The 11323-nt window shown below is 41.4% G+C and carries 13 protein-coding genes; all 13 read left to right on the top strand.

What is annotated here, in order from left to right; all coding sequences use genetic code 11:
• On the top strand, positions 1-446 hold a 446-nt coding region (locus ACFVSH_RS11180), incomplete at its 5' end, for a sigma-70 family RNA polymerase sigma factor (RefSeq protein ID WP_387705950.1).
• A 150-nt stretch (positions 447-596) separates the two neighbouring features.
• On the top strand, positions 597-1376 hold the full coding sequence (gene sigG / locus ACFVSH_RS11175; protein WP_034313871.1) for an RNA polymerase sporulation sigma factor SigG: 780 nt from the start codon (positions 597-599) through the stop codon (positions 1374-1376).
• A gap of 227 nt (positions 1377-1603) precedes the next feature.
• Positions 1604-1873 (top strand): YlmC/YmxH family sporulation protein, encoded by a 270-nt coding sequence (locus ACFVSH_RS11170; RefSeq protein ID WP_076366653.1) that lies wholly within the window; start codon positions 1604-1606, stop codon positions 1871-1873.
• Positions 1874-1928: 55 nt separating this feature from the next.
• Complete coding sequence (gene pgeF / locus ACFVSH_RS11165; RefSeq protein ID WP_387599757.1) at positions 1929-2756, top strand: peptidoglycan editing factor PgeF; 828 nt, start codon at positions 1929-1931, stop codon at positions 2754-2756.
• Between the two features lie 2 nt (positions 2757-2758).
• Complete coding sequence (locus ACFVSH_RS11160; protein ID WP_260284204.1) at positions 2759-3430, top strand: YggS family pyridoxal phosphate-dependent enzyme; 672 nt, start codon at positions 2759-2761, stop codon at positions 3428-3430.
• 21 nt (positions 3431-3451) lie between these two features.
• On the top strand, positions 3452-3916 hold the full coding sequence (locus ACFVSH_RS11155) for a cell division protein SepF (protein WP_076366647.1): 465 nt from the start codon (positions 3452-3454) through the stop codon (positions 3914-3916).
• A 6-nt stretch (positions 3917-3922) separates the two neighbouring features.
• Positions 3923-4189: a YggT family protein gene (locus tag ACFVSH_RS11150; RefSeq protein ID WP_053345253.1), complete on the top strand. Its 267-nt coding sequence runs from the start codon at positions 3923-3925 to the stop codon at positions 4187-4189.
• Between the two features lie 132 nt (positions 4190-4321).
• Positions 4322-5095, top strand: coding sequence for a YlmH family RNA-binding protein (locus ACFVSH_RS11145; RefSeq protein ID WP_387599762.1), 774 nt, complete (start codon positions 4322-4324; stop codon positions 5093-5095).
• A gap of 85 nt (positions 5096-5180) precedes the next feature.
• Positions 5181-5696: a DivIVA domain-containing protein gene (locus ACFVSH_RS11140; protein WP_034313857.1), complete on the top strand. Its 516-nt coding sequence runs from the start codon at positions 5181-5183 to the stop codon at positions 5694-5696.
• A gap of 393 nt (positions 5697-6089) precedes the next feature.
• Positions 6090-8858 (top strand): isoleucine--tRNA ligase, encoded by a 2769-nt coding sequence (gene ileS / locus ACFVSH_RS11135; RefSeq protein ID WP_387705952.1) that lies wholly within the window; start codon positions 6090-6092, stop codon positions 8856-8858.
• A gap of 209 nt (positions 8859-9067) precedes the next feature.
• Positions 9068-9538: a signal peptidase II gene (gene lspA / locus ACFVSH_RS11130; protein ID WP_387705948.1), complete on the top strand. Its 471-nt coding sequence runs from the start codon at positions 9068-9070 to the stop codon at positions 9536-9538.
• The gene (locus ACFVSH_RS11125; protein ID WP_377395942.1) at positions 9531-10448 is read left to right on the top strand and encodes an RluA family pseudouridine synthase; all 918 of its coding nucleotides are present in this window, start codon (positions 9531-9533) and stop codon (positions 10446-10448) included. The genes lspA and ACFVSH_RS11125 overlap by 8 nt, the downstream gene beginning before the upstream one ends.
• A 195-nt stretch (positions 10449-10643) precedes the next feature.
• Positions 10644-11186 carry a bifunctional pyr operon transcriptional regulator/uracil phosphoribosyltransferase PyrR gene (gene pyrR, locus ACFVSH_RS11120; protein ID WP_387599766.1) on the top strand — a complete coding sequence of 181 codons (543 nt, stop codon included), beginning with the start codon at positions 10644-10646 and terminating at the stop codon, positions 11184-11186.
• Positions 11187-11323 lie beyond the last annotated feature (137 nt).

The following is an 11323-nucleotide window of genomic DNA, read 5'->3' as shown; positions in this document are numbered from 1 at the left end:
CCATAGGTTTGATCAAAGCTGTGAATACATTCAATCCTGAGAAGAAAATAAAACTCGCTACATATGCTTCGAGATGCATCGAGAATGAAATATTAATGTATTTACGCAGAAATAACAAAATCCGTTCTGAAGTTTCTTTTGATGAACCCCTGAATATTGATTGGGATGGAAATGAACTTCTGTTATCCGATGTACTTGGAACGGACGATGACATTATCACGAAAGACCTTGAGGCAAATGTTGACCGTAAGCTGCTGACAAAAGCACTTACACAGTTATCCGAACGTGAAAAACAGATAATGGAACTCCGTTTTGGGCTTGCAGGCGGAGAAGAAAAAACCCAAAAGGATGTTGCCGACATGCTGGGGATTTCCCAATCTTACATTTCACGTTTGGAAAAAAGGATTATTAAGAGGCTTCGTAAAGAATTTAATAAAATGGTGTAAAAAAATAAAGTGCTTAAATGTCAATCAAATCAATACTTTGATACCTATATTGAAAAATAATGGGGATTTTCTGTTCTAGCCATGTGCATATTTTTTCCTCCCGCGGAAATACTGTTTTTTGTACAGCGCTCCTGTGAGGAGGGAATAATTTTGTCTCGTAATAAGGTTGAAATCTGCGGTGTGGATACATCAAAATTACCGGTTTTAAAGAATGAAGAAATGAGAAAACTCTTTAAAGAACTGCAAGATGGCGATATTTCAGCAAGAGAGAAACTGGTAAACGGGAATCTTCGACTCGTTCTAAGCGTCATTCAACGCTTCAACAATCGGGGAGAGTATGTAGATGATCTATTTCAGGTAGGCTGTATAGGGTTGATGAAGTCGATAGATAACTTTGACCTAGGTCAAAATGTTAAGTTTTCAACGTATGCTGTTCCGATGATTATTGGAGAAATCAGAAGATATCTTCGTGACAATAATCCGATTCGGGTATCCCGTTCTTTAAGAGACATTGCTTACAAAGCTTTGCAGGTAAAAGAAAAGCTCATAAGCCAGACCCTTCGTGAGCCGACAGCTGAAGAAATCGCCAAGGTGTTGGAAGTGCCTCATGAAGAAATTGTTTTTGCACTAGATGCTATACAAGATCCAGTTTCACTTTTTGAACCGATTTATAATGATGGCGGGGATCCGATTTATGTACTCGACCAACTGAGTGATGAAAAAAATAAAGATAGTACCTGGATTGATGAAATAGCTATAAATGAAGGCATGAGACGGTTGAATGACCGGGAAAAAATGATCCTTCGCAAACGGTTTTTCCAAGGGAAGACGCAAATGGAGGTAGCCGAGGAAATCGGCATTTCACAAGCACAGGTCTCCAGATTGGAAAAAGCGGCAATCAAACAAATGAATAAAAATATCCAACAGTAGAAGCTGAGCATGAGAAAAGTTAGCTGAAGCGGGTAGGGCAAAAATGTCAATACCCGCTTAACGCTACTTATCCATAGCGGCTTTTTTATTTTGTTGAAAATCCCTTCCGGAAGGGATCGTGATCGAATGGACGTTTATTTATCGTATTCTTCATCCTTGAGCGCATCATGTCATATACATAGGAATAGGACCTTCATCTATGATGAAATTTTGAGGAGCTGAGTGATGTGACCAGGATTTCCGAATTTCAAATTAAGGATATCGTCAATATAGCGGATGGCAAGAAATTAGGTAATATGTCAGATCTTGAAATCAATACGGCCACGGGGAAAATAGAGGCCATCATCGTTTCTAATGGAACTAGATTGATGGGTTTTTTTGGCAGGGAACAGGATATTGTGATCCCATGGCGTAAAATAAAAAAAATCGGTGCAGATGTCATCCTTGTTGAGCATCAGACTGTTTTTCAAGCAGAAGTGAAAGATGAACGGTTTTAAAGGTGCGTGGTCCAAATATATGATACACTAGACTAAAAATAAAGAGGTCTATAGCATGAAAGAGCCATTTGTTTTAATCAAAGATCAATATATGCTCATTGACAGCTGGAGACAAAAAAATCTCCAGCTCGTAGCGGGCTTCACCACAAAAAATGGAGGAGTCAGTACAGGTGATTTTCAATCATTGAATACCGGTTTTCATGTCGGTGATAAACTTGAAGATGTCCAGGGAAACCGCAGGATTATAGCTGATAAGCTGACGTTTCCGCTTAATGAATGGATAGGCGCCGAGCAGACACATGAAACGAAAATCCATCAAGTTACCAGCCGCGATGGCGGGAGAGGTGCTACGGATTATGATTCAGCCTTTAAAGCGACTGACGGATTCTATACGAAGGACCAAAACGCTCTATTGACCCTTTGCTATGCAGACTGCGTGCCCTTATACTTTCTTGCTCCGTCACATGGTATGATTGGGGTGGCACATGCCGGCTGGAAGGGTACGGTTAATGGAATTGCACGAAAAATGGTTGAGGCATGGCTGAGTGAGGGTATAAAAGCTAGTGAGATATTTGCTGTTATTGGACCGTCGATTTGTTCGAAGTGCTATGTAGTTGATGATTATGTCATGGATTTAGTGCAGAATATGCTGGTAGATATTGACGAAAAGCCCTATAATTTAATCAGTGAAGGACAATATCAGTTAGACCTTAAGCAACTTAATGCATTGATTCTTCAAAAATCAGGAATTCCAAAAAGTCAGATCGACGTTACATCATACTGTACCAGCTGTGATCATGAATTGTTTTTTTCACATCGCCGTGATAACGGGAAGACAGGAAGGTTGATGAGTTTTATCGGTTGGAAGGAGGATTTAGAGTAACAGTGAAAGTAGTGGACAATTTAAAAAACATCGAAGAAAAAATAAATAGAGCATGTGAGAATAGCGGAAGGGACCGTGAAGCGATAAAGTTGATCGCGGTGACGAAATATGTTTCGGTCGAGAGAGCGAATGAAGCATTGGAAGCGGGAATACTTGATTTAGGTGAAAACCGTGACGAAGGGCTTTTGACTAAATATGAAGTGCTGAAGGACAAGCCAAACTGGCATTATATCGGTTCCATGCAAACACGCAAAGTAAAGAATGTCATCGATAAAATTTCGTATATCCATTCATTGGATCGCATTTCTTTGGCAGAAGAAATTCAAAAACGTGCAGATGAGCCGATAAACTGTTTAGTGCAGGTGAATGTTTCTGGTGAGGAATCAAAACATGGCCTGGGTCCTGAGGAGACGATGGATTTCATCAAAGGATTATCCAAGTTTGATAAGGTGAATGTTGCAGGATTGATGACAATGGCTCCACTGACCGATGATGAACAGGTTTTGCGGGAATGCTTCCGAAAACTGAAAGGCATCCAGGTTGAAATACAAAATTTAGAGTTGAAGCATGCCCCCTGTACTGAATTGTCCATGGGGATGTCCAATGACTTCATGATTGCCATTGAGGAAGGCGCTACAATGATCAGGATTGGTACAGCACTTGTAGGCGAATAATTTTAAGGAGGTACCCTATAGATGTCGTTCGTATCAAAATTTAAATCTTATTTCGCGCTGGATGATGAGTATGAGTACAAGGATGAAGTGATGGAAGAAGAGGAGGCTGAACCAAAAGTCGTGAAGTCAGCTAAACAGCATCAGTCCGCTTCTGCAGGGAATCATGCCAATCAGAATATCGTAAGTTTGCAAAGCGTACAGAAATCTTCTAAAGTAGTATTATTGGAGCCCCGAGCTTATGCAGAAGCCCAGGAGGTAGCCGACCATTTAAAAAACAGGCGTGCTGTAGTCGTGAACCTTCAACGGATCCAGCATGACCAAGGAAAGCGAATCATTGATTTTCTAAGTGGGACTGTTTATGCAATCAGCGGGGATATCCAAAAAATCGGAACAGATATATTCTTATGTACCCCGGACAACGTCGATGTTTCCGGTAATATTACCGGCTTCGCCGCCGAAGAGGAGTACGAAGAAGCGAGGTGGTAATGGTTAATGGGTTTAGTGCTTCAGGGTTTATATTATTTAATTGAAATTTATTCAATGGCATTAATCGGTTACATATTGATGTCATGGTTCCCCAATGCAAGGGAGACATCGATCGGTCAATTTCTGGAAAAGATTTGCGAACCGTATTTAGAACCGTTCAGAAAGTTCATCCCGCCACTTGGCATGATCGATCTTTCACCTCTTGTGGCTTTGCTGGTACTTAATTTTGCCAGCGGTTATGGAATCTATTACTTACAGACTTTAATAGGATGATCAACAACTAACCTGAGATGATCTTACTACACAGTCGGAAGATTCTCCGCTGTGTAGTAGCAACGCAGAGCCGTTTAATCAATTTCTTATGATCGTTCATTAATTTGATAACTAAGGAGCATTTATTCAATCATGAGTATTTATCAGCATTTCAGGCCGGAGGAAAAAGATTTTATTGACCAGGCTATGAATTGGATCGATCAGGTTAAAAATTCCTACGCTCCGAAACTATCTGATTTTCTTGATCCCCGTCAGCAGGAAATCCTTACTTCCTTATTGGGGAATGATCCGGATGCGAAACTGCAATTCAATGGCGGGGGCGATTTCGTAGAGCGAAAACGTGCGCTCATTTACCCTGATTATTATTCTCCTGAACCATCGGATTTCAATATCTCCTTATACGATATCTCCTATCCAAAAAAGTTTGTTACGCTTGAACATAGGCAAATACTTGGAACCTTAATGTCACTAGGGGTAAAACGTGAAAAATTTGGTGATATAATAGTGACGGAGGAGCACACTCAGTTTATAGCTGCTGAGGAGATGGATTCGTATCTCACAGGGAATCTGGAGAAAATAGGCAATGCTTCTGTTTCCATCAGACGTCTTCCAATCGAGGATATCGTCCAAACTAAAGAAAAATGGGAAGAGCAAGTAACCACCGTCAGTTCTCTTAGGATTGACAGTGTGCTTTCGTCCGTCCTGAACATGTCCCGTCAAAAAACGCAGGCCTTGATAGCGTCAGGTAAAGTAAAGGTGAATTTCAAGCAAACGGAAAACGTCTCGGAAGAATGCCGTGAAGGTGATACACTTTCCATCAGAGGTTTTGGCAGATGTAAAATAGCTTCAATCGATGGAAAAACCAAGAAGGATAAGTGGAGAATCTCGTTAGGCAGACAAAAATAATTCAATAAAAAGCAGGATTTATAAATTTATTGTCGAATATAGAGTTTTAACAAACTAGAGTAGAAACCGTTCTGGAGGTGCCGTAATGCCCTTAACCCCGATAGATATACATAACAAGGAATTTAACAAAGTATTTCGTGGGTATGATGAAGATGAAGTTAATGAATTTCTCGACCAGGTCATTAAAGATTATGAACTGATTTTGAGGGAGAAGAAAGAACTTGAAGATAAACTGAACGAGACTTTTGATCGTTTGGGACATTTTACGACAATTGAGGGTACACTTAACAAGTCGATTATTGTCGCTCAGGAAGCAGCCGAAGAATTAAGGCGCAATGCCCAAAAAGAAGCGAAACTGATCATAAAGGAAGCAGAGAAGAACGCGGACAGGATCGTCAATGAGTCACTCGTGAAAGCAAGGAAAATAGCGATGGATATTGAGGATTTGAAAAAGCAATCCAAAGTATTCCGGACGCGTTTCAAAATGCTTGTCGGTGCACAGCTCGATTTGCTGGACAATGACGATTGGGATCATCTTCTGGATTATGAAGTTGATGCGACAGAAATAGAATTAAATGAGAGAGTGGAAGAGGAAATTTAAACGATTCCTTGACTTTGAACACTTTTTTCGCATATAATTTTTTAACAATACTATTCATTATGAAATTAGACGATGACAGGGAAAGTAAATTCTTCACACACTTATTATTAGCGAACCGGGGATGGTGAAAGCCCGGAATAAGCGAAGATATTGAAGATCACCCTTGAGTTCTGAGTTGAACCTGCTTTTGCAGTAAGTAAATGAAGCGTTTCATTCACGTTACGAATGCTCGAGAGGTTGGATTCACTTTGTGAATCTTTCTAGCCAGGGTGGTACCGCGGGAAGCTAAGCTTTCTCGTCCCTTTTTTAGGGATGAGAGGGCTTTTTATTTTGGCCGGATATCAAGTCATCGGTTCGAATGAATTTATGTAAAGACGGATGGAGGATTTTATGATGGAATACAAAGATACCTTATTGATGCCTAAAACTGAATTTCCAATGCGGGGGAATTTGCCGAAACGTGAACCGGAAATCCAAGAAAAATGGAATGAAATGAACATCTATAAAAAAGTGCAAGAACAAACGGAAGGGCGTCCTTTATTCATTTTGCATGATGGACCTCCGTATGCAAACGGCGATATCCATATGGGCCATGCAATGAACAAGGTTTTAAAGGATTTCATTGTCCGATTTAAATCAATGAGCGGTTTTCAAGCACCGTATGTACCTGGCTGGGATACGCATGGGCTTCCGATCGAAACGGCATTGACAAAAAAAGGCGTGAAACGGAAAGAAATGAGCGTTGCCGAATTCAGAAAGCTTTGTGAAGAGTATGCTTATGGTCAGATTAACAATCAACGTGAGCAGTTTAAGAGAATAGGGGTCCGTGGTGATTGGGATAATCCATATATCACATTAAAGCCTGAATATGAAGCACAGCAAATCAAGGTATTCGGTGAAATGGCGAAAAAAGGCTATATTTATAAAGGGAAAAAACCTGTTTATTGGTCCCCGTCAAGTGAATCAGCTCTTGCCGAAGCAGAAATTGAATATCAAGACAAACGTTCTGCATCAATCTATGTTGCTTTTGAAGTCACAGATGGCAAAGGTGTAATCGAAGAGGGCGTCAAAATCATCATCTGGACGACAACTCCATGGACGATTCCTGCTAATCTTGGTATTTCATTGCATCCGCAATTAAATTACGTAGTAGTGGCTGTCGAAAATGAAAAATTCTTACTTGCTGAGGCACTGCTTGAGTCGGTTACGGAAACATTAGGCTGGGAAAACCCGTCTATCCTGAAAACAGTAAAAGGAAGCGAGTTGGACCGTGCTGTTGCCAAACATCCACTATATGACCGTGAATCTTTAGTGATGTTAGGTGAACACGTAACGACTGAAGCTGGAACGGGTTGTGTTCATACTGCGCCTGGCCATGGTGAAGATGACTTTATCGTTGGGCAAAAATATGGATTGGACGTACTTTGTCCTGTAGATGAAAAAGGAGTCATGACGGAAGAGGCAGGGGAATTTGCCGGATTATTTTATGATCAAGCGAATAAACCTATTACCGAAAAATTAACTGAAGTAGGCGCGTTATTGAACTTGACGTTCATTACACACTCTTACCCGCATGACTGGCGGACGAAGAAGCCAACGATCTTCCGTGCAACAGCACAATGGTTTGCGTCAATCAAAGACTTCCGCAATGAACTACTGGAAGCGATTGAAGAAACCAAATGGGTACCGGCTTGGGGCGAAACGCGCCTATTCAATATGGTCCGTGACCGCGGGGATTGGTGCATTTCCCGCCAACGCGCTTGGGGAGTGCCAATTCCAGTGTTTTATGCAGAAAATGGCGAGCCGATCATTACGGATGAAACAATCAACCATATTTCAAAGCTATTCCGCGAACACGGTTCAAATATCTGGTTTGAGCGTGATGCGAAAGATCTTCTGCCTGATGGCTATACACATGAAGGCAGCCCGAATGGTATCTTCACGAAAGAAACGGATATCATGGACGTTTGGTTCGATTCCGGTTCTTCTCATCAAGCGGTACTTGAAGAGAGAGACGACTTGCAACGGCCTGCTGACCTTTATTTAGAAGGGTCCGATCAATATCGCGGCTGGTTTAACTCATCGCTTTCAACAAGTGTTGCAGTTACTGGCAAAGCACCATATAAAGGTGTACTTAGCCACGGTTTCGCATTGGATGGCGAAGGCCGTAAAATGAGTAAGTCGATCGGGAACGTTGTACTGCCATCCAAGGTCATGAACCAACTTGGTGCTGATATCTTACGCCTTTGGGTAGCTTCGGTGGATTACCAATCGGATGTCAGGGTTTCCGATCCTATTTTAAAACAAGTTTCGGAAGTTTACCGAAAAATCCGTAATACATTCCGCTTCCTGTTAGGGAACTTGGATGGATTCAATCCAAAAACCGATAAAGTGGCAGTCCAAGAATTGCCTGAAGTCGATCGATACATGCTCGTTAAATTGAATAAGCTGATCAAACAGTCGAAGCTAAGTTATGAAAATTATGAGTTTGCTACAATTTATAATATGGTCAATAATTTCTGTACACAGGATTTAAGTTCGTTCTACCTTGATTATGCAAAAGACATTCTTTATTGTGAGGCTCCGAATGGTAAAGAGCGTTTGGCCATTCAAACGGTCCTTTACGAATCATTGGTCAGCTTAACCAAATTGGTGTCACCGATCCTCTCTCATACAGCTGATGAAGTATGGGCGTTCATTCCGGGTGTAACGGAAGAAAGTGTACAGTTGACATTGATGCCTGAAGAAATTCCAGTTGATGATGCTGAAGTCATTGAAGAAAAATGGACGGCGTTCATGGATGTCCGTGATAATGTTCTGAAAGCATTAGAAGAAGCCCGTAACAAGAAGGTCATCGGAAAATCACTGAACGCTAAAGTGATGGTATATGTTAATGAAGAAACGAAGAATCTGCTTGATGGCATCAAGGAAAGCTTTGAACAGCTATTCATCGTATCCGAATTCGAAATCGCTGGCGATGTGGCAAATGCCCCAGCAGAGGCGGTTAAACTTGAGGATATAGCGATCCTTGTTACAAAAGCAGAAGGTGAAACGTGTGAACGTTGCTGGAATGTTTCGAAGGAAGTAGGTCAAGTGGAAGAACATCCGACACTTTGCCCGCGTTGTGCTACAGTCGTGAAAGAGCATTACGTGAATCAATAATATCCGCAAAAAAACCGGTCCTTTTATAAAGGGCCGGCTTTTTTTGTGGGAATGAAAAACTAAAACCGCAATAGGGAATTTTACCTTTATCCAATCTTCCCGATATTCTTCAGGTACAGTTAGCAGACTAATGCTTTTCGGATTAGTCATTATTTCTAGTTTATGCTACAATTCAAAAGTGAAGATTTGATTAGTTTGGGGGAAAAAATGTGTTTTATTATTTGATTGCCCTTTTGGTCATAGCTCTCGATCAGCTGACAAAATGGATGATTGTGAAAAAAATGGAGTACGGAGAAAGCATTGAAATTATTGAAAACCTTCTATATATCACCTCGCATCGTAATCGTGGGGCAGCATGGGGAATTCTACAAGGTCAAATGTGGTTTTTCTACATCATCACCATCGCTGTCATTATTGGACTTGTCTATTATATTCAGAAAATGGCGAAGGGAAGCATTTTGCTTGGAGCTGCACTTGCTCTCATGCTAGGCGGTGCGATTGGTAATTTCATCGATCGTGTTGCTCGTCAGGAAGTAGTGGATTTCGTTCATGCCTATATTTTCAGCTACAGTTTCCCGGTATTTAATGTAGCTGATGCTGCGCTTTCAATTGGTGTCGGACTGCTCGTGATTCATATGTTTTTAGAAGAAAAAAACGCTAAGGAGAAAGATAATGGATAAAAGGTTATACAGCATCGATGAAACACTAAAAGGAGTTAGGATTGATAAGGCCCTTTCCACTTTGAATGAGGAATGGTCACGTACTCAGGTCCAGCAATGGATTAAGGATGATCATGTTTTGGTAAATGGCACGGCGATAAAGACGAATTACAAAGCTATTCCTGGCGATACAATCGAAGTGACGATTCCTGAACTTGAGGAATTGGATGCGGTAGCAGAGGAAATGGATTTGGATATCTATTATGAAGATAAAGATGTACTCGTCGTTAATAAACCGAGCGGCATGGTCGTCCATCCGGCACCGGGACATGTATCTGGCACGCTTGTAAATGGATTGATGGCTCACTGCAAGGACCTTTCTGGAATCAACGGAGTCATGCGGCCTGGAATCGTCCATCGAATCGACAAAGATACATCAGGTTTATTGATGGTTGCCAAAAATGATATGGCACATGAGAAACTGGTACAGCAGCTTGTTGACAAAACGGTTACCCGTAAGTATCAAGCTGTAGTACATGGTGTGATCCCTCATGACTTCGGAACGATCGATGCACCGATTGGCCGCGATAAAAAGGATCGCCAAAGCATGACTGTCACAGATTCGAATTCCAAAAATGCTGTCACGCATTTCCGTGTCATCGAACGCTTCAAAGCTTTCACTTTGGTGGAATGCCAGCTTGAAACAGGAAGAACACATCAAATCCGTGTTCACATGAAATACATTGGTTTCCCACTGGCGGGAGATCCGAAATATGGTCCGAAAAAGACACTGAAATTAGATGGACAAGCGTTGCACGCTGGTCTTCTAGGTTTCATCCATCCACGTACAAATGAGTATATGGAATTCGAAGCTCCGATTCCGGAAGAGTTTGAAAATCTAATTAATCAATTACGTAGAAGTAAGGATTGACAAATTCTTTTTTTTGATATATTATAATAACAACTTAATAAGAACCTTTAACACAGTTCAGAGAGACTGAGAAGGAACCGGATACGCAAAGTGGGATAACCATGCCCATGGCGAGTAAATCCTCATGCCTTCTTGGCATGAGGATTTTTTGTTGAAATTGACTATCAGAAAAAAGGAATCGGGGTGGCCGACGTGTTGAATGAGAAAGCCATAGTACTTGATGAGCAGGCCATTAGCAGAGCCTTGACGAGAATTGCCCATGAAATTATTGAGAAAAATAAGGGTATTGAGGATTGCGTCTTAATCGGGATACGTACTCGCGGGATTTTCCTCGCTGACCGACTTGCAAAGCGCATCAATCAAATAGAAGGCAAGGAAATAGAACTTGGTGAACTGGATATTACACTTTATCGTGATGATCTTTCGAAAAAGACCAATGATGGGGAACCCATCGTAAAAGGCTCGGACATTCCGGTCAACATCACTGACAAGAAAGTGATTTTAGTGGATGATGTTCTTTTCACAGGCAGAACCGTAAGAGCGGCAATGGATGCTCTGGTGGATTTGGGAAGACCTTCGCAAATCCAGCTCGCCGTATTAGTAGACAGGGGGCATAGGGAATTGCCGATTCGCGCGGATTTTGTCGGTAAAAACGTTCCGACTTCCCAATCTGAAAAAATTACGGTTACTTTAACAGAAGTAGATGAATTAGATCAAGTTACTATATTAGAAAACTAAACAACATGAAAATTTCATATTACCCTTTTAAAGACAGTCCAGAGAGGCTGGCAAAGGGGAGTCAATCGGGAGAGCTGTGTCTAAGCATGGACATTTGCCTTCTGAGAAACCCTCTTTGTATATGGCAAAGTGGGTTT

Source organism: Peribacillus sp. NPDC058002 (assembly GCF_042886655.1).
Classification (GTDB): domain Bacteria; phylum Bacillota; class Bacilli; order Bacillales; family DSM-1321; genus Peribacillus; species Peribacillus aracenensis.
This window is presented reverse-complemented; position numbering and strand designations above follow the sequence as displayed.

What these genes read in the sequence shown, in the direction of transcription:
- ACFVSH_RS11125 (WP_377395942.1), top strand. Translation starts at nt 9,531, where the DNA reads ATGGATAAAAGGTTATACAGCATCGATGAAACACTAAAAGGAGTTAGG.
- ileS (WP_387705952.1), top strand. Translation starts at nt 6,090, where the DNA reads ATGGAATACAAAGATACCTTATTGATGCCTAAAACTGAATTTCCAATG.
- ACFVSH_RS11140 (WP_034313857.1), top strand. Translation starts at nt 5,181, where the DNA reads ATGCCCTTAACCCCGATAGATATACATAACAAGGAATTTAACAAAGTA.
- ACFVSH_RS11145 (WP_387599762.1), top strand. Translation starts at nt 4,322, where the DNA reads ATGAGTATTTATCAGCATTTCAGGCCGGAGGAAAAAGATTTTATTGAC.
- ACFVSH_RS11155 (WP_076366647.1), top strand. Translation starts at nt 3,452, where the DNA reads ATGTCGTTCGTATCAAAATTTAAATCTTATTTCGCGCTGGATGATGAG.
- pgeF (WP_387599757.1), top strand. Translation starts at nt 1,929, where the DNA reads ATGAAAGAGCCATTTGTTTTAATCAAAGATCAATATATGCTCATTGAC.
- ACFVSH_RS11150 (WP_053345253.1), top strand. Translation starts at nt 3,923, where the DNA reads ATGGGTTTAGTGCTTCAGGGTTTATATTATTTAATTGAAATTTATTCA.